The following is a 17,797-nucleotide window of genomic DNA, read 5'->3' on the forward strand; positions in this document are numbered from 1 at the left end:
TATCCATTATCAGAAAGTTTTAAATTTTTTGTGTTATAATAACCAATATCAAAACAAAAGGGGATAAAATGAGTGTTTTAGTAATAGGCGCGGATGAAATCACTCCGATAAAGGCTGTTTTGCACAATCTTGGCGCGACGCATATCGAGCATTGGGACGCACGCAACGAAAACCGCGTCAATCGCAAACCAATCCCGCAAAATACCGACTGCGTGGTAATGCTAACTAGTTTTTTAAACCACAACACGATGAAAAAAATAAAAAGCGAAGTCAAAAAACGCAATATCCCGCTCGTGTGCGCAAAACGAAGCGTGAGCTGTGTATTTTGCGAATATTGTAAAATTTTCGGGCTAAAAAATACATTTTGTTGCGACAAAGACAAAAACGATTAATCTAAAATTTCGCCCAAATTTCTTGCTGAAATTTTGGGTGAAATTTAGCTTTTTTGCAAACCCCAAATTTAGCCCTTTTAAAATTTGCTAAATTTAACCAAACCGCGATTTAATCGCACTTTCAGCAAAATCCAAATTTCGCATTTTGCGCGATTTGTATGCGAATTAATCATCAAATTTAAGTATAAATTCATAGCAAAATTAGTAATATAGACCCTCGAAATTTAGCTTATAAAGGATTTTAAATGATAGGCATTATCTACGGTAGCTCGATGGGAAACACAGAAGCAGCCGCAAAACTCATAAGCGAAAATTTAGGCATAGTAAATGAAATCAAAAATGTAGCAGATATCACGCCAGCGGACCTCGCAAACTACACCGCACTCATCGTAGGAAGCTCTACTTGGAACGATGGCGAACTCCAAGACGATTGGGCGAGCTTTGATTTTGATTCGCTCGCAATTAACATAGCCGGCAAAACGGTAGCGATTTTTGGCATGGGCGATAGTTCGAGCTATGCTGGCGCATACTGCAACGCAATGGCAGAATTGTATGCCAGATTTAAAACCGCTGGCGCAAAAATCATAGGCGCGGTGCCGACCGAGGGGTATGAATTTAGCGCAAGCAAAGCCATAAAAGACGGCAAATTCGTAGGCCTTGCCCTCGATAACGACAACCAAAGCGCCCTCACAGAAGGTCGCATAAAGGCTTGGTTGACCCAAATCACCCAAGAACTTCAATGATTTTAAGATACCTTATGGTCTCTTTTTGATTTTTCAAATATAAATTTTAAAATTTACAAATTTTAGCACTTGTAATTCTGGTTGCAAACAAAGTCGAAGTGTTTTATAAATAAAATCAGCTAAATTTTAAGCAAAGCCTTAAATTTAGCTGGGTTATTGCGTGAGCAAAGCGTGCTTTTGATGAGAGATTTGGCAGATTTATTTCACCAAAGATAAATCAAGTTTGATTTCGTCGTTTTTGATGACGCAAATGCCCTTGTTTAGCACATTTTGTGCGATTTGCTTGGCGCCTTGCAAAGAGTGCATTTCGTAGGTGCCACATTGAAATTTATTCAGCTCTGGTATGTCGCTTTGGCATTTTACCGCTAGCACATCGCGCATAGAGCTTTTCCATGCGTGAATTATCTCCTCTTCGCGCGGTTCGCCGATTAAACTCATATAAAATCCAGTCCTGCACCCCATTGGCGAAATGTCGATGATTTCGACATCGGCGCTGTTTAAATGCGCTCTCATAAAGTCCGCAAAAAGGTGTTCGAGCGTGTGCGTGGCGCGCTCGCTCATAATCTCTAAATTTGGCCTGCAAAATCGCAAATCAAAAACGCAAATCCTATCGCCACCCTTTGTGGTCATTTTTTTGGCGAGTCGCACGCCAGGGGCTTTCATTTTGGTATGATCTACTAAAAAACTATCAAGCAGTGGCATTTTTTCTCCTTTAAAGTCGTTTGATTTCTTTTTTTTCAAATAAAATTTCGCTAGGGCTTTTCTCGTCAGAGAAAAAGACATTATAAACAAACATCGAAAACACCGCGGTCGTGACGATAGCCATAAAAATCAAAACCGCGAAAATTATCTTGCGAATTATCAGCATGCGCGAAAAGCCCTTAAAATGCCATTAAACGCGCGCCAGCAAGATTATAAATCATCGCAGAGCCCTGCGTGGCGAGTTTATTTAGCATTTTTTCATACGGGCTTGGTTCTAGCCAGATTGGATTTGATACGCCACTTAGTTTTTCGCACGCTGTTTTGGCGCTTTGCAGTGAGCCGACCTCGTCGATTAGGCCTAGTTTTTTGGCCTGCGCGCTTAAAAATACCCTAGCGTTCGCCCACACCTCGCGCTCGTCAAATTTAAGCTTTCTCGCACTTGCCACTTCTCGCGCAAACAGCTCGTAGCTTTGATTTACTAGGCTTTGCAGACTTTCCCTCTCAGCCTCGCTCCATGGCCTCATCATGGTTCCAGCTTCTTTAAATTCCCCAGCCTTAACGACCTGCTCGCTAATGCCGATTTTTTCGGTTAAATTCGAAACATCAAGCCCTTGCATAATCACGCCGATTGAGCCGATAAACGAGCCTGGGTTTGCGTAAATTTTACTAGCCCACACGCCACTAAGGTAGCTTCCGCTCGCCATTGTGCCCTTAGCGTATGCTACGACTGGCTTTTTGGCGTTTAGGGCTTTTATCGCTTGTGAGATTTCTACGCTTGGGCTTAGAGCTCCGCCTGGGCTATCAATGATGAGCAAAACGCCCTTGATTGCGCCGTTGTTTTCGATTTCTTTGATTTTTTCTAAAATTTGGCTATCGTCCATAATCGCGCCAGTCAAATTTATCGTGGCTAAATTTGCATTTGGACTTTGCGTGCTCTTATCCCCGCTAAAAATCAAAAACACAATGAGCAAAAATATCATTGATTTAAAATATTTATTTATAAAGCCAAGCACCGCTAAAATGGGCGTAAAAAGGTTTTTTAGAAATTGCATTTTTTGCCTTTGATATATAGTGATTTTGCGTTTTTACTCTGTAAAATCAGCTGTAACGCTAGCTGGCTCTCATCGCACTCAAATCCCCCAAATACGGCGATATCTGCGATTTTGCCACTGCTTAGCTCGCCTAAATTCAAATCCAGCGATTTTGCCGCGCGGTTTGTCGCACCTAGCAAAAGTTCGCGCGCAAGTTTGCTAAGCTCCAATCCGTCATGCACAAAGAGATTTGCCCTAAGCTCGTCGAGGAAATTTAGGCTGATATTCGAGCTTAGCCCGTCTGTGCCGATAGAAAATAAATAGCCGTTTTTAATAACGCTAGTTAGCTTTAATCTATCTCTGCCTAAAAGGCGGTTTGAGACCGCGCAGTGCGTGATAGAGTGGAGTTTTTTATCAAAAAGTTTGAGATCTGCAAAGACGCAGTGCGTAAAGAGCGTGCGCACGCCCTTGAAATACTCGATATAGCTTTTTGGCGAATAAAATGGTTTTGGATTTGGCAAAAACGCCCCAAGCCACTCTTTAAACGCGCCTTTGCCGTGTTTGAGCCAGTCGCGCTCGTGGTTACTCTCCATGAAATGCGAACTCATCAAAAGCTCGTTATCGCGGGCAAAATCAGTGGCAAATTTCGTGATTTCTGGGTGTGTGGAGTATGGCGCATGCACGGAGACTGCCGGGATAAACAGATCGCTTACAAGCTCAGCAGACCTTGTGAAGCGCTCGCTAAATTTATCTATATTTGCGTCGATTGTGTTTTTATCTGCGCCTAAAATTTCGTTGAAAAACACGAAGCGCGCAGGCGATTTGGCGCAAATTTGAGCCTCTGTGCCAAAGCTAGAAATTTCGCCGATTGTAGCCACGCCTGATTTCATCATAGTTAAAATTTCTTTTTCGATTATCGTTTCTAAGGCTTGTTTGGAGAGCTCTTCTCTGGCATTTACGATAGAGGCGACCCATTTTACGAAATCGCCGTAGATTAGGTGCGTGCGGTTCGCGCTAAATTCTAAATGCGTGTGTGTGTTGATAAACGCTGGCATAGCGATATCGCTTCCGCAATCGATAAATTCAGCCTCGGGGTATTTTTCCCTAGCTTCATTTGGTTTTAAAATTTCTTCTATTTTTTCGTCAAAAACTACGGCTTTGTCGCGGTGAATTTTAAATTTTTCATCGCAGGTTAAAATCCACTTCGCCTTTAAAATTTTCATAATTAATCCTTGTGATTTGTGATGAAATATTTTACAATAAATTAGTAAAAATTTAAGATAGTCAAAAATAAGCAATATTTGGCTATAATGAGCGATTAAATTTTTTTAAAAAGGACAAAAAATGAAAATTATGGTAATCCAAGGACCAAATATCAACCTTCTAGGACTACGCGAGCCAGGGATTTACGGCCGTATGAAAATGGAAGATATCCACAGACAAATGCAAGTCGTAGCAGAGCAAAGTGGCGTAGAAATCGAGTTTTTCCAAAGCAATTTCGAGGGCGAGCTAGTCGATAAAATCCAAGAGTGCTACGGCACATGCGACGGAATCATCATCAACCCAGCCGCTTACACTCACTCATCAATCGCTATGAGAGACGCGCTTATGGCTGTGGCGTTGCCTACGATCGAGGTGCATATCTCAAACATCAATCGCAGAGAGGAATTCCGCGAAAAATCAATGATAGCCCCTGTTACAGCTGGTCAAATCATCGGCTTTGGCCCTGTGGGCTACCATTTAGCAATGATTGGTATGCTTCAAATTTTCGAGCAAATCAAGGCTGCAAAAGAGGCGAAAAAAGAGGCGTAATCAAAGCAGATGAACTACATTTTAAGGGATACTAACGCCGTATTTTGGGAGTGCGGATATGCGTGCGATAACTGCATATTTCTAGCTCTTAATGGCGCGCGGTTTTTTATCACAGACGCTAGATACAGCCTCGAAGCTAGCGAGTTAGCCAAAAATGCGCAAATCGTGCAAAGCTCGGATTTAACCCTTTCTGCGCGTAAAATTTTGCGCTCTTATAAGGTTCGAGCTGTGATTTTTGATCCTAATGATTTTAGTTTTGGCGCATTTAACGCACTAAGTAAAAATTTAAAAACGCGCTTTATCCCAAAGCCAAATTTTAGCCAAATTCGTCGCACGATAAAGAGCGAAAATGAGCTCGAAATACTGCGCACTGCCGCTAAAATCGGTGCTAGCAAATTTGATGAATTTGCCAAATTTGTGAGCGAAAATGGGCTTGGTATGAGCGAAAAAGAGCTATTTTATAACGCGACTTTGATTTTCAAAGATAGCGGAAATTTAGCCCTTAGCTTCGAGCCGATTGTGGCGATTAACCAAAACGCTGCCAAGGCTCACGCTCTGCCTAGCGATGAGAGGTTAAAAGACGGCGATTTGCTTTTATTGGACGCTGGGGTGAGGTATAAAAACTACTGCTCGGATCGCACAAGAACGGCGAAATTTAGCGCACAAGAGGGAATAAATTTTAGCAAAAATCAAAATTTTGGCGATATGAAAAAAGATAAAATTTATAGCATTGTCAAAGAAGCTCAAAAACGCGCCATAAACGCCGTAAAACCCGGTGTCGCTGCGCGCGAAATAGATAAAATCGCGCGAGATTATATCGCAAGCGAGGGCTTTGGGGCGCAGTTTTTGCACTCTACGGGGCACGGCGTGGGCGTGGATATCCACGAATTGCCGATTATTAGCCCGCGCTCGAAGGCCATTTTAGAGGAAGGCATGATTTTTAGCATAGAGCCTGGGATTTATTTGCAAGGCGAGTTTGGCGTGAGGATCGAAGATACCGTAATCGTGACAAAAAATGGTTGCGAGGTCATGAGCGAATAATGCAAATTCTAGCGCAAAAAAACGGATTTTTAAGGCTAAATGAGGCCGTGCGAGTGATAAAAAGCCGGAATTTCCCGCGCAAATTCCAAAAAAAAGAGAATTTTAAATTTTGCTATATTTTAGGGCTTGGCGGAAACATCGGCGACAGCAGGGCGCGATTCGAGCGTGTGTATCACCTGCTACAAAAAAATCCGAATTTTTTCGTTTGCGCCTCGTCGCAAATTTTAGAAAACAAGCCGTTTGGGTTTTTAGAGCAGAGCAATTTTTTAAACGCTACGCTATGCGTGCAAAGCTCGCTCGCACCGAATTTAATGCTAAAAACTATGCAAAAAATCGAGCTTAAATTTGGGCGCAAACGAAGCTTCAAAAACGCCCCGCGCACGCTAGATATTGACATTTTGTATTCTAGCGCGAAAGTTAGGCGAAACGAGCGCTTAATCGTGCCGCACAGGGGCGCAGCAGAGCGCATAAGCGTGATTTATCCACTTGGAAGTATGATTGAAAAAGGTTTGGTATGAAAAATAAAATTCTAACATTTCTAAGCGCAAAAGGGGGAGTTGGCAAGAGCCAAATTGTGGCGAATTTCGCTCAAATTTTAGCTAACGCAGGATACGCTGTGGCTGTGCTAGAAGTGCCAAATTTCAATAACCAAGAGATAATCTTAAACGCTAAAATCGACAAAAACCAAATTTTTGTTTTCGCAAACTCTCAGGCTAAGGGGCTTAAAATTTTGCCAAATTTGACGCTGATTGCGCCAAATGACGGCGTGTTTTTAAGCGAAGATGGTGCGATAGAGAGCTTTTTGGGCGCAACGCTTGGCGCGGATATGTTTGATTTCATCTTAATCGACGCTTCGCTAGATTATGCGAAAAAACTAGTAGAATTTGACACTGAGCCGATTGTGGTGTGCGCGAACGAACCCTGCGCTATCAGCAACACTTACGCGTTTTTGAAATCGCTAAATTTGCCACAAAAAGAGATTTTGTTTTTGATGAATTTCGCCTCTTGCGAGGACGAGGCTGTGGGGATATTCGAAAATCTAAAATCTGTGGCGCAAAAGAATTTGGGCGAGGTGAAATTTGGGCTAGTTGGCTTCATGCCTTATGATAAATATGTCTTTATAAACGCCCAAAACAGGGAGCTTTTCAGCATTTCGCGCCCGTTTTGCAAGGCTAGTATCGCGCTTCGTGATAGCGTAAGCAGGACGCTGGTGGCACTTGGGCTTGAAGCTTTGCCAAAGCGCGGTGCTTTCGGTGGCTTTCTAGGAAAGCTTAGTAATTTAATCTAAATTTTAATCACACAATGCAAATACGAGAAATTTTACAAGATATCAGAACGGCGAAAAATAGCCTAAATTTCATGGAACCAGGCGTTACGATTTTTGGCTCAGCGAGGCTAAATGCGAGCAATCAATATGTCAAAGACGCAGAAAAACTCTGCGCGGCGCTCGCTGATATGGGATATGCTGTAATCACAGGTGGCGGTGGAGGCATAATGCGCGGGGCAAACAAAGGCGCATTTGCTCGTGCAAAAGCCCCAAGCGTGGGCTTTAACATAAAGCTTCCTTTCGAGCAAAAAAGCAATGCGTTTTTGACTCACGATGTGCATTTTAAAACCTTTGCTCCAAGAAAAGGCGCGCTCATCGCAAATAGCGAAATTTTCGTCATTTTCCCGGGCGGGTTTGGGACGATGGACGAGCTGTTTGAGGTATTAACCCTCAAACAAACAGGCTTTAAAACAGCCCAAATTTACCTATACGACGCCAAATTTTACGCCCCTTTGGTGGAGTTTTTCAAAACCTCAATGTTGGCTTTGGGGACGATTGATGAGGGCGATTTGGCGGGATTTAGGCTCTGTTCTAGCGTAGAAGAGATAATAGAGCATATCAAAAAGGAGAAAATTTGAAAATCATGGTCGCCCTAAGTGGGGGCGTGGATAGCTCGATGAGCGCGAAGCTTTTAAAGGACGCTGGGCACGAGATCGAGGGCTGCTATATGAAGCTACATGAAAAGCCAGGCTATCACGAGAAAAATATCGAAAAAGTGCGCAAAGTAGGGGAGTTTTTGGGGATAAAAACGCATATTTTGGATTTGCAAGATGAGTTTAGGCGCGAGGTTTATGAGCCATTTGTGCGCACATACCAAAACGGTCTTACGCCCAATCCCTGCGCGCTGTGTAACCGCACAATCAAGCTTGGCAAGCTTTTGGAATTTGCCCATAAAAACGGCTGCGAACGCCTAGCTACTGGGCATTATGTGCGCGTGGAAAACGGACTTTTGAAAAAGGCACGCGATGAGAGTAAAGATCAAAGCTATTTTTTGGCAAATGTTAATCCAAATGCCTTAAAATCTATGATTTTCCCGCTTGGCGAAATGCTTAAAAGCGAGGTCAAAGCCAAGGCTAGCGCGTATCCAGAACTCATCGAAATTGCCGCACAAAGCGAGAGTAGCGAGATTTGCTTCGTGGATAAAACATATATCGAAATTTTACAGCGCCATACAAACACCAAAACCCCGGGCGTGGTAAAAAACGCAAATGGCGAAATCATCGGCACTCACGAGGGCTATATGCATTACACAATCGGCAAAAGGCGCGGGTTTCGCATAGACGGCGCGCATGAGCCACATTTCGTGCTCAAAATCGACGCGCAAAATAACGAAATCATCGTCGGCGGGCGCGACGAGCTCGATACTTACGAGTTTTCGACGCGAAATTTAAACGCTTTTGTGAGGGTAGATGAAATTTTAAATGCGCCAAATTTGGGCGTGAAACTTAGATATCGAAGCACGAAAATCCCTGTAAAAATCGCGCTAAATGAGCGTGGCGGGGTTAATGGCACGCTCTCTCAGCCAGCAAATGGCGTAGCTGGGGGACAGCTGGCGGTTTTTTACGACGAAGAGGACCGTGTGCTAGCCAGCGGGTTTATTGAGTAAAATTTTAAATTTGCAACGCTAGCCATTGTCATTGCGAGAAATGCGAAGCATTTCAGCAAAAATAAAATCAGCTAAATTTTAAAAAGCAACGCTTTTTAAAATTTAGCCACTTCTAAGGTTTTACAGGGGTGGGGGTTGGTAAGGGGGAGGGTAGCGTCTCCTAAAAAGCGCGCCCTCCCCCTTACAGAGAATTTCAAAATTTCGCTTAAAATTTAAAAAAATAATTCAATGCTAAATTTAGATTGAATTTTGAATTTAAATTTTTCTGGATTGCTTCGAAAACTTCGTTTTCTCGCAATGACAATGGTGAGCAAATTTCGGGGCAGTGTTTGTGGAAATTAAAATTTCAAAATTTTATCTATATCAAAGCAAAATAAGGCTAAAATGCTCAGATTAATTTGAAATTTAAAGGAAGCAATAAATGCACTGTCCCATGGCGACTTGATATTATCGGTGTTTTTCTAGGGCTAATCATTTATTCACGCATATTCATGCCGCGCTAGCGGCGCAAAATTCAGACTTTTTCTTAGCACAATTTATAAAATTTTAAAACAAAAAGGATAAAAATGAAAAGTTATATCACAGGTTTTCCGCGCATTGGCGAGCAAAGAGAATTAAAAAAAGCATTAGAAAGCTTTTGGGCAGGAAAGTGCGAACTTGGCGCACTAGAAAAGGTAGCAGACGAACTAAAAGATCGTCACATAAAATACCAACTTGACGCATGGACTGGCTTAATTAGCGTAAATGATTTCTCGTTTTATGATTTAATGCTCGATAATAGCGTGCTTTTTGGCGCAGTGCCTGAGAGATTTGCATCTTTGAGTGGCGTGGAGCAGTATTTTGCGATGGCGCGTGGAAACAAAGACGCCGTGGCAATGGAAATGACAAAATGGTTTAACACAAACTACCATTACATCGTGCCTGAAATCAGCAAAAACACAAAATTTAGCCTAAATGCAGACAAAATTCTAAACGAATACAAAGCAGCTAAAAATAACGATTTTAAGGATAGTTGCGCGTTGAAGATAAATTTAATCGGACCGATAACCTATCTAGCGCTTTCAAAAAGCACGGACGGAAGCGAACCACTAGCTAAACTTGATGAGCTAGTAGAACAATACGCCGAGCTTCTAGGCAAGATTTCAGCCCTTGATAGCGAAGTCGTCGTCCAAATCGACGAGCCGATTTTCGTAACAGATAAAGGCGTGGAGCTAACGGGAAAAATCGCACCTGTTTATAACAAGCTAAATTCGGTCGCTTCAAACATTAAAATCGTATTTATGACATATTTCGAACACGCCACAGAAGCGTTAAGAGAAGTCGTTAAAACGGACATTTGGGCTGTGGGATTAGACTTTGTCTATGCAAGCGCGCAAAATATCAAGTCTCAGCTAGAAATCTTAAAAGATGCGAAAACTACGCTATTTGCAGGAGTTATTGATGGACGAAATATTTGGAAAAGCGACATTGATAAAAAGCTAGAATTTTTGGAATTCATCTCTCAGTATGTCAGCAAAGATCGCCTTTATGTGGGAACTTCGTGTTCGCTTTTGCATGTGCCATTTACGCTAAAATATGAAGAAAAACTAAACCCTGAGATTAAATCGTGGCTAAGTTTTGCGTGTGAAAAACTCGAAGAAGTCTGCATTTTAACCCACCTTTTCTTTAAAATTCCAATCTGCGATAGCGGTATCAAAAAATATGAAGAAAATCAAAAATCTGCCAAAACACGCCTAAATTCGCCTTTAATCCACGATACGGCAGTGCAAAATCGCGTGAAAAATTTAACAAAATTTGAGCGAAGTGATAAATTTGAAGACCGCATTAAAATTCAGCGCGAAGCCCTTGCTTACGGCGATTTACCGACCACGACGATAGGCTCTTTCCCGCAAACAACCGAACTTCGCCAAGTTCGCAACGCTTATAAAAAGGGTTTAATTAGCAAGGAAGCCTACGAAAAAGATATAAAAGCCTATATCGATGAGTGTGTGGCTTTTCAAGAAGAGATTGGGCTTGATATTTTAGTCCATGGCGAACCTGAGCGAAACGACATGGTTGAGTATTTTGGCGAACAGCTCAAAGGCTACGCATTTAGCGCAAACGGCTGGGTGCAAAGCTACGGCAGTCGTTGCGTAAAACCGCCACTTTTATTTGGCGATGTTAGCCGTCCAAAGGCGATGACCGTGGAGTGGATAAAATACGCGCAAGGCAAAACAAGCAAGATTATGAAGGGTATGCTAACTGGACCAGTTACGATTATGAACTGGTCGTTTGTGCGTGATGATAAGCCTAGAAGCGAGGTTGTCAAGCAACTAGCTTTGGCAATTAGTGATGAAATTTCTGACTTGCAAGTTGCAGGGATTAAGATAATCCAAGTCGATGAAGCAGCCTTTAAAGAGGGCTATCCGCTTCGTAAGGAAAATATCAGCCAATACGAAAATTTCTCGGTGGGCGCGTTTAAACTCGCAGTTTCAAGTGCGACTGCTGAGACGCAAATTCACACTCATATGTGCTATTCCGAATTTAACGATATTATTAAAACCATCGAAGCAATGGACGCAGATGTCATCAGTATAGAAACGGCGCGTTCTGGCAACGAGCTACTTAAAATTTTTAAATCAGTTGGCTACAAACAAGAAGTAGGACCTGGCGTGTATGATATACACAGCCCTCGCGTGCCGAGCGTAGAGGAAATGGTAGCGCAAATCAACGCACTTTTGGAAGTTTTGCCAAAAAATCAGCTTTGGATAAATCCTGATTGCGGACTTAAAACTCGCAAATGGGAAGAGGTAAAACCAAGCCTAAAAAATATGGTAGAAGCTGTAAAAATCGTAAGAGGATAGGAGTAATGCGGCGCGAGCAGTGCGGTGCAAAGCCCTGCGCGCTTCATAATCAATCAAAATGACATTTTTTTCGCCCGAGTTTATTTTGCTTTTTACGCTGTTTTTTGCCCTGTATTGGTCGCAAAAAGACAGCGTCTTTATCCAAAAAATCCTAATTTTGGCTGCAAGTTACGGCTTCGTCTGCTCTGTAAGCCCAAAATTTGGCGCGATTTTGTTTGCTTACTCGTGTTTTGTGTATAGTGCGGGTAAATTTTTAGAGCGAAATTCCAGCAATTCCGCCATTTTATCGGCAGTTTTTGGCTCTATTTGTTTTTTGTGTTTTTTCAAATATTTTAGCCATATTAGAGAATTTTTCGCCATTGTTACAAATTTTTTTGGTCTTTCCCCAATCGAGTCAATCGCCCTGCCACTGGGCATTTCATACTATACTTTTATGTCGATAACCTATCTCGTGGCTGTGGGCAAAAAGCAGTGCGAGGGGGCGGATTTTTTGAGTTTGCTTTGCTATCTGGCGTTTTTCCCAAGCGTGGTAATGGGTCCCATAGGCAGGGCAGCCGCGCATAAAAATTCCAAAGGATACACTAAAATTTATCCGGTTTTGCCACAATTTAACCAAAAAAAGAGCTTTAAAAACGGCGATAAAATTCTCGCGCTTTTTATCATCGGCGCTTTTAAAGTTCTTGTCATTTGCGCTCATCTTACGCCGTTTGTGGGTGAGATTTTTAGCAATATTTACGATTTGAGTGAGGTTAGCGCGCTAAAAATTGTGCTGGCGATTTTGCTCTATTCTTTTGTGATTTATACTAATTTTAGCGGATTTATCGACATTGCGCGCGCCCTAGCGCTGGCACTTGGATTTGCTTTGCCGCGCAACTTTCACATGCCATATACTGCGCGAAATATCGATCAGTTTTGGGATAGGTGGCATATTAGCCTTTCTACCTTTATCCGCGATTACATTTATATCCCGCTTGGCGGGAATTGTGGCTGGGGCAAAAAACTGCCAGTAAAGCTCAAAATCGGCGCAAAGAAAAAGAAAAAAGCCAAAAAAGAGATAATCGAATTTGTCGAAGTGCGCGGTGCGTGGAAGTTTTGGCGTATGAATTTGAATATAATGCTAGCGTTTTTGCTCTCTGGAATTTGGCATGGTGTGGGGCTAAATTTCGCCATTTGGGGGGCATTACATGGCTTAGCGTGCGTGTGGTTAAAATGCCTACGCGCTTGCAAAGTAAAGCCACTAAATTTACACTTTTCTAGGTTAATTACATTTATCTATGTCAGTTTTGCGTGGGTGTTTTTCGCAAACACTGATTTTAGCGAGATTGGCGCGATTTTTTCGGCTCTTATTTCATCTCCACTTTATCAGAGCAAATTTGAAATTTTGCTAGTTTTGGCTGTTTTGATTTTTGTTTTGATTTATCCTAAATTTTTGGTTATAAATCGCCTAATTGAGGGCTTTTTAAAGAGATTGCCATTTTGGTTAAAAGGGGTAGTTTTGGGCGCGGTTTTTTGCGCGATTTATCTTTTGATGCCAAGTGGAATTCCAAATTTTATTTATGCGAGTTTTTAGATGATTAAATTTTTGTTTTCGTTGGTTGTGGCGTTTTTGATTTTGGCTTTTTTTGCGCAAAATTCCTTGATTTATTACGCGAATTCGCGCTTTGGCTCAAATTTTGGTTTGGAAGAGTATTTGGCGAATTCGCCTTTGAGATTTGGGGGCGAATTGCAATCAAACATTAGCCAAAAAATCCAAAATTTCACACCAAATTTAAAGGCGAAATTCGCAAGCTTCTCCCCGCAAACAGCCACTTACACGCTTGCTAGTAACACTGCGCCCATTATCGCTCCAAGCGATAAAGACGCAATCATCGAGCGTGAGCTTAAAAAAATCGAAGCAGTTAAGCTAACTGACACAACTCTGCCTAAAATTGATAATAACAAAAGCGCGAATTTAAGCGTGCCAAAGCCTAGCGAGGCGAACGAAACAGCTCCTGCTCTCGCGCCAAAAGTTGTGAAAAAATCTAATGGAAAAATCGCGCTTAAAGCCGGTCAAACCGTGCTATTTATCGGCGATAGCCTAATGCAGTATGTGGGTATGAGCGCTAAGAAATTTTTCCCAAAATCAGGGCTAAAAGTGCTAGATCTTAGCAAACAATCAACCGGCCTAGTCGATAAAAAGGGACACAACTGGCAACAGGTTTTATCCGAAAATTTGGCAAATAACGAAAATATCGGGCTAGTGGTGGTGTTTTTGGGTGCGAACGATACTCACCCGCGCAAGATTAACGGAGCTGTGCGAAGCGTAGGGAGCGAGGTTTGGAGCGAATTTTATGCTAGCAGGGTCAGGGAGATTTACGATACTGCCGAAAAATACGGCGCAAAGGTACTGTGGTTGGGGCTTCCGTGCATGAACGAAGCGAAATTTGAGCAAAAAACCGAGGCGATTAACAAAGTTTATAAAAGTGTGAATAAAGAATTCGGCGAAATTTACATGCCTACAAGCCCATTTGTGTGCGAAAACGGCGCATACAAGGTCTATCTCAAAAACGGCAAAAACCAAATTCGCGTCCGCCAAGACGACGGAATCCACATTAGTAAAAAAGGCTGCGAAATCATAACCCAAAAAATTTTAGCAAGGATTAGTGTTGAATAGCCTTGTGCGTGCGCTTTTTGCGGTTTTACTCTGCATTAGTGGCGCGCTAGCGCAGGGCTTTGGGGTGAAGTTTTTGGGCGATTCACACCTAGGAAGCGACGCGCTAATACAGGCATTTAGAGATGAATTTTTCGGCGGAAGCGACGATAGTGTGGGCTTTATCGCCCCGCTAATGCCTAAATTTCACGCTAGTGAGGCAGTGAGATTTAAAAACGAGGGCTTTGAGATCATCTCATCGCGCAGGGATACAGACCCGGATTTCCCGCTATGCGGGGTCATCGCAAGGGCGAGAAATGGGGCTGGTTTGCAAATCGAGCTTAAAAAGCTAAGTGGCGAATTTGAGGTCGAAGTGCTTCATAGAGTGGGCGGAAATGGCGAAATTTTCGAGATTATCGACGCTAATGGGCGGAAATTTCGCATAAATCATCTTTTGCGAAATTCTTGGGAATATACGCGCTTTACGCTCGCTTTTCCGGTGCAAATCCGCTCTTTGCGCGAGGGCGCGGAGCTTGGCGGGTATAAAATTTACCGCAAAAATGGCAGTTTCGCCGATAGTTGCGCTAGCAATGGCGCGTATTCGAGCGTGTATCAAAAATGGGGCAAAGACGCCTTTATCAGGGATTTGGCGCGACTTGATTACGAGCTTTTTATCATCGCTTATGGCACAAACGATGCCCTTGATAGCAACTTTGATGAGGCGAAATTTTACGCAAGCCTGCGGGGGCTGGTGCGCTCGCTTCGCAAAGGCTCACGCAGGGCAAAAATCCTGCTCATCGCCCCGCCTCGTAGCCCCAAAGTGCCAAACGCCACTCGCGCAGCAGCTGTGATAAGGCGCCTAGCCAGCGATATGGGGCTTATGTTTTATGATTTTGATATGGCGATGAGCGAGGATGGAGGCTGGGAGGGCTGGCGCAAAATGGGGCTAATCCGACCCGATGAAATCCACCTAGAAGCTGGGGGCTACGAGAGGCTTGGGCGAAATTTAGCCAGGCTTTTGAAGCGAAATTTGATAGAATTTTAAATTTAGCATAACCCGCTAGCGCAACTTTTTAAACACTGCCCCGAAATTTTACTTTGCAATTGCAAAGAAATGCGAAGCATTTCAGTAAGAATAAAATCAGCTAAATTTAGAAAAACGAAGTTTTTCTAAATTTAGCCACCTTAAAAGCGTCGTCGGGGGTTAGGGGATTGTAAGGGGGAAGGGGCGCGACCTCGCAATTCAAGCCCCCTTCCCCCCTTACGAGAAAAGCACGGCGCAGGTTAAATTCAAAAAATCGTTCAATGCTAAATTTAAATAGAATTTTGCTCTAAATTTCCCTGGATTGCTTCGGCGTTATCACGCCTTGCAATGACAGCAAATTTACACGCTTTAAATTTTTATCCTCGTAGATTGCTTCGCTTTCTACGAAAGCTCGCAATGACAAATTAGGCAAAATTCTTGCTAATCTATGAATTTAAAATTTCGGGGCAGTGTTTTGCAGAAATTTAAAATTTAAAATTTCACTGCTGTATCAAGCCTGGTGCAGTTCTCTCATGCCTTTTATGCAGATTTCTACGACCTCTTTGATATCCATGCCAAGCATTTCGCAACCCTTTAAAATCACGCTTCTATCGCATTTGGCGGCGAATTTTTTATCTTTAAATTTTTTCATTACACTGCTAGCGCCTAAATCCGCAAAGCCGTTTGGGCGCATTTTGGCGCAGGCATCGATTATGCCTGTTAGCTCATCGACGCAAAATAAGCTCTTTTCTAAATTTGAAATCGGCTCGACATCAGTGCAAATGCCGTATCCGTGGCTGAGTATCGCCCGCACGCTAGCTTCATCTACGCCAGCGTCCAAAAGTGGCCCAGCTGTGTGCGCTAGGTGCTCGTCTGGGAATTTTTCGTAGTCGAAATCGTGCAGATAGCCGATTGCTTGCCAGTATTCTTTATCCTCGCCGAAATGCTCCGCCATAGCCCCCATTGCGGCCATTACATTTTCACAATGCGCGATTAAATTTGGCTGTGAAATTGCGCCTGAGATTAAATCTTTTGCCATTTTCAAATTTAACATTATTTTTTCTCGCTTTCGTTTCGTGCTTTCATTTTTTCGAATTCGATTGAAATTTCGCTTAAATTTGGCTCGTCCGCCATTTTATCTAGCACGGAGTTGTATTTATTGACTAGCATTATGGCAATCATCGAAAATGTAAATCCAGGCAAAAGCGAATAAATATAGCCCGATAAATCGGCAATTATCCAGATTATGACGGTGATTCCGCCCACTAGCATGCCACACAGCGCGCTTAAAGCGCTCATGTGCTTAGAATACAGGCTAAAAAGCAGTACCGCGCCAAAACTCGCGCCAAAGCCCGCCCAAGCGTGTCCGACGACATTTAAGACGCTATCGTCCCACAAAAACGCCGCAATCGTAGCTAGCACCGCGATGAAAACGACAGCGAGGCGGGAGACTAGGGTTTGCGTGGCTGATGAGACCTCTTTTTTATAAAATGCGAAAATGAAGTCTTTCGTAACCGAGCCAGCACTAACCAAAAGCTGGCTAGAAATCGTGCTCATAATCGCAGCTAGCACGGCTGAAATAATCACGCCAAGGATAAATGGGTGGAAGAAAATTTTGCCAAGTTCTAGGAAAATTTTCTCTGGATCGCTGATAGATAGGGAGTTTTGGTGAAAATACACTAGGCCGATTAGTCCGCTAGCCATCGCCCCAAGCAGTCCAAAAACCATCCATGAAATTCCAATTCTACGAGCTTGGCTCATTTCAGCTGAATTTCTAATCGCCATAAATCGCACGATGATATGAGGCTGTCCAAAATAGCCAAACCCCCATGACAAAAGCCCCAAAATTCCAAGAAAAGTTTGCCCCTCAAACAGATCCAAATGCGACGGACTGATTTTTGATACCTCGCCCCAAAAGCTCGAACTATCTGGGATTTGTAGCGCATTAAACGAAAAGGCTGGAATCATAATCAGCACGATAAACATTAACGCGCCTTGAAAAGCGTCTGTTATCGCCACAGCCTTAAATCCACCAAAAAATGTATAAAACACAACGATACAAATCGTCGCAATCGCGCCGTAAGCGAAATTTAGTCCGAAAAATGTCTCAAAGCTCTTTCCGCCTGCGATGATTCCACTAGAAACATATAGCGTGAAAAATACGATAATCAAAAGTCCAGAGATTATGCGAAGAGATTTTGTTTTGTCTTTAAAACGATTTTCCAAAAAATCAGGTATTGTAATGCTATCGCTTGCGACTTCGGTGTAAATTCTAAGCCTTTTTGCGAGAAATTTATACGCGCACCACGCACCGATACAAAGCCCGATTGCAATCCAAACCGTGCTAATTCCAGTAGCAAAAAACGCCCCAGGAAGCCCTAGAAGCATCCAACCACTCATATCGCTAGCACCCGCGCTAAGTGCGGTTACAAAGGGATTTAATCTGCGATTGTCGATGAGGTATTCGCTTAGGCTTGCGTTTTTGTCGTAGTAGTGTCTGCCGATGATGACGAGGGCTAGGAAATACATAGCGATCGAGGCATAGATCCAATAACTCATTTTCCACTCCTTAAAAGGTGCGATTTTATCAAAATTTACTTGAAATTTATCAAAATTTTAGTATGCTTCTAGGCTAAATTTTAATTTA

General features: G+C 42.8%; 18 protein-coding genes. 12 read left to right on the plus strand and 6 right to left on the minus strand.

Going from position 1 to position 17,797, the window contains the following annotated elements; translation table 11 throughout:
* Positions 1–68 precede the first annotated feature (68 nt).
* Positions 69–392 carry a DUF2325 domain-containing protein gene (locus tag OFO10_RS06375; RefSeq protein WP_270865353.1) on the plus strand — a complete coding sequence of 108 codons (324 nt, stop codon included), beginning with the start codon at positions 69–71 and terminating at the stop codon, positions 390–392.
* 245 nt (positions 393–637) lie between these two features.
* Positions 638–1,135, plus strand: a complete 498-nt coding sequence (locus OFO10_RS06380; protein ID WP_270866542.1) for a flavodoxin — start codon at positions 638–640, stop codon at positions 1,133–1,135.
* Positions 1,136–1,333: 198 nt separating this feature from the next.
* Here OFO10_RS06380 and luxS read toward each other — a convergent pair whose 3' ends face one another.
* The 4 genes from luxS to mqnF are packed head-to-tail and all read right to left on the minus strand — an operon-like array spanning position 1,334 to position 4,091.
* Complete coding sequence (luxS, locus tag OFO10_RS06385) at positions 1,334–1,837, minus strand: S-ribosylhomocysteine lyase (protein WP_270866543.1); 504 nt, start codon at positions 1,835–1,837, stop codon at positions 1,334–1,336.
* A gap of 10 nt (positions 1,838–1,847) precedes the next feature.
* Complete coding sequence (locus OFO10_RS06390; RefSeq protein WP_270859783.1) at positions 1,848–2,003, minus strand: hypothetical protein; 156 nt, start codon at positions 2,001–2,003, stop codon at positions 1,848–1,850.
* Between the two features lie 13 nt (positions 2,004–2,016).
* The gene (gene sppA, locus OFO10_RS06395) at positions 2,017–2,889 is read right to left on the minus strand and encodes a signal peptide peptidase SppA (protein ID WP_270866544.1); all 873 of its coding nucleotides are present in this window, start codon (positions 2,887–2,889) and stop codon (positions 2,017–2,019) included.
* Positions 2,877–4,091, minus strand: a complete 1,215-nt coding sequence (mqnF, locus tag OFO10_RS06400) for an aminofutalosine deaminase family hydrolase (RefSeq protein WP_270866545.1) — start codon at positions 4,089–4,091, stop codon at positions 2,877–2,879. The genes sppA and mqnF overlap by 13 nt, the downstream gene beginning before the upstream one ends.
* A gap of 121 nt (positions 4,092–4,212) precedes the next feature.
* Here mqnF and aroQ point away from each other — a divergent pair, with 121 nt between their 5' ends.
* From aroQ to OFO10_RS06450, 10 genes are all read left to right on the plus strand, one after another.
* The gene (aroQ, locus tag OFO10_RS06405; RefSeq protein ID WP_270859780.1) at positions 4,213–4,680 is read left to right on the plus strand and encodes a type II 3-dehydroquinate dehydratase; all 468 of its coding nucleotides are present in this window, start codon (positions 4,213–4,215) and stop codon (positions 4,678–4,680) included.
* A 9-nt stretch (positions 4,681–4,689) separates the two neighbouring features.
* The gene (locus OFO10_RS06410; protein ID WP_270866546.1) at positions 4,690–5,721 is read left to right on the plus strand and encodes a M24 family metallopeptidase; all 1,032 of its coding nucleotides are present in this window, start codon (positions 4,690–4,692) and stop codon (positions 5,719–5,721) included.
* On the plus strand, positions 5,721–6,239 hold the full coding sequence (gene folK, locus OFO10_RS06415; protein WP_270866547.1) for a 2-amino-4-hydroxy-6-hydroxymethyldihydropteridine diphosphokinase: 519 nt from the start codon (positions 5,721–5,723) through the stop codon (positions 6,237–6,239). Before OFO10_RS06410 ends, folK begins: the two co-directional genes overlap by 1 nt.
* Positions 6,236–7,009, plus strand: coding sequence for a nucleotide-binding protein (locus OFO10_RS06420; RefSeq protein WP_270859777.1), 774 nt, complete (start codon positions 6,236–6,238; stop codon positions 7,007–7,009). Before folK ends, OFO10_RS06420 begins: the two co-directional genes overlap by 4 nt.
* 14 nt (positions 7,010–7,023) lie before the next feature.
* Entirely contained in the window at positions 7,024–7,626 is a 603-nt protein-coding gene (locus OFO10_RS06425) for a TIGR00730 family Rossman fold protein (RefSeq protein WP_270866548.1), read from the plus strand.
* A complete protein-coding gene (gene mnmA / locus OFO10_RS06430; RefSeq protein WP_270866549.1) occupies positions 7,623–8,654 on the plus strand; it encodes a tRNA 2-thiouridine(34) synthase MnmA in 1,032 nt (343 codons plus the stop codon). The genes OFO10_RS06425 and mnmA overlap by 4 nt, the downstream gene beginning before the upstream one ends.
* A 566-nt stretch (positions 8,655–9,220) precedes the next feature.
* Positions 9,221–11,497: a 5-methyltetrahydropteroyltriglutamate--homocysteine S-methyltransferase gene (gene metE / locus OFO10_RS06435; protein WP_270866550.1), complete on the plus strand. Its 2,277-nt coding sequence runs from the start codon at positions 9,221–9,223 to the stop codon at positions 11,495–11,497.
* A gap of 58 nt (positions 11,498–11,555) precedes the next feature.
* Positions 11,556–13,067 (plus strand): MBOAT family O-acyltransferase, encoded by a 1,512-nt coding sequence (locus OFO10_RS06440; RefSeq protein WP_270866551.1) that lies wholly within the window; start codon positions 11,556–11,558, stop codon positions 13,065–13,067.
* Entirely contained in the window at positions 13,068–14,150 is a 1,083-nt protein-coding gene (locus tag OFO10_RS06445) for an SGNH/GDSL hydrolase family protein (RefSeq protein ID WP_270866552.1), read from the plus strand.
* Positions 14,143–15,171: a GDSL-type esterase/lipase family protein gene (locus OFO10_RS06450; RefSeq protein WP_270866553.1), complete on the plus strand. Its 1,029-nt coding sequence runs from the start codon at positions 14,143–14,145 to the stop codon at positions 15,169–15,171. The genes OFO10_RS06445 and OFO10_RS06450 overlap by 8 nt, the downstream gene beginning before the upstream one ends.
* A 490-nt stretch (positions 15,172–15,661) precedes the next feature.
* Here OFO10_RS06450 and OFO10_RS06455 read toward each other — a convergent pair whose 3' ends face one another.
* Positions 15,662–16,204 (minus strand): HD domain-containing protein, encoded by a 543-nt coding sequence (locus tag OFO10_RS06455; protein ID WP_270866554.1) that lies wholly within the window; start codon positions 16,202–16,204, stop codon positions 15,662–15,664.
* Positions 16,204–17,709, minus strand: a complete 1,506-nt coding sequence (gene putP, locus OFO10_RS06460) for a sodium/proline symporter PutP (RefSeq protein ID WP_270866555.1) — start codon at positions 17,707–17,709, stop codon at positions 16,204–16,206. Before putP ends, OFO10_RS06455 begins: the two co-directional genes overlap by 1 nt.
* Positions 17,710–17,797 lie beyond the last annotated feature (88 nt).

Origin of the sequence: Campylobacter sp. VBCF_06 NA8 (genome assembly GCF_027737825.1) — a bacterium.
GTDB lineage: Bacteria > Campylobacterota > Campylobacteria > Campylobacterales > Campylobacteraceae > Campylobacter_B.

Coding starts and splice junctions, on each gene's coding strand:
- luxS (WP_270866543.1), bottom strand. CDS start 1,837: ATGCCACTGCTTGATAGTTTTTTAGTAGATCATACCAAAATGAAAGCC.
- folK (WP_270866547.1), top strand. CDS start 5,721: ATGCAAATTCTAGCGCAAAAAAACGGATTTTTAAGGCTAAATGAGGCC.
- OFO10_RS06375 (WP_270865353.1), top strand. CDS start 69: ATGAGTGTTTTAGTAATAGGCGCGGATGAAATCACTCCGATAAAGGCT.
- OFO10_RS06380 (WP_270866542.1), top strand. CDS start 638: ATGATAGGCATTATCTACGGTAGCTCGATGGGAAACACAGAAGCAGCC.
- OFO10_RS06390 (WP_270859783.1), bottom strand. CDS start 2,003: ATGCTGATAATTCGCAAGATAATTTTCGCGGTTTTGATTTTTATGGCT.
- sppA (WP_270866544.1), bottom strand. CDS start 2,889: ATGCAATTTCTAAAAAACCTTTTTACGCCCATTTTAGCGGTGCTTGGC.
- mqnF (WP_270866545.1), bottom strand. CDS start 4,091: ATGAAAATTTTAAAGGCGAAGTGGATTTTAACCTGCGATGAAAAATTT.
- metE (WP_270866550.1), top strand. CDS start 9,221: ATGAAAAGTTATATCACAGGTTTTCCGCGCATTGGCGAGCAAAGAGAA.
- OFO10_RS06445 (WP_270866552.1), top strand. CDS start 13,068: ATGATTAAATTTTTGTTTTCGTTGGTTGTGGCGTTTTTGATTTTGGCT.
- OFO10_RS06440 (WP_270866551.1), top strand. CDS start 11,556: ATGACATTTTTTTCGCCCGAGTTTATTTTGCTTTTTACGCTGTTTTTT.
- OFO10_RS06410 (WP_270866546.1), top strand. CDS start 4,690: ATGAACTACATTTTAAGGGATACTAACGCCGTATTTTGGGAGTGCGGA.
- OFO10_RS06455 (WP_270866554.1), bottom strand. CDS start 16,204: ATGTTAAATTTGAAAATGGCAAAAGATTTAATCTCAGGCGCAATTTCA.
- OFO10_RS06420 (WP_270859777.1), top strand. CDS start 6,236: ATGAAAAATAAAATTCTAACATTTCTAAGCGCAAAAGGGGGAGTTGGC.
- OFO10_RS06425 (WP_270866548.1), top strand. CDS start 7,024: ATGCAAATACGAGAAATTTTACAAGATATCAGAACGGCGAAAAATAGC.
- aroQ (WP_270859780.1), top strand. CDS start 4,213: ATGAAAATTATGGTAATCCAAGGACCAAATATCAACCTTCTAGGACTA.
- putP (WP_270866555.1), bottom strand. CDS start 17,709: ATGAGTTATTGGATCTATGCCTCGATCGCTATGTATTTCCTAGCCCTC.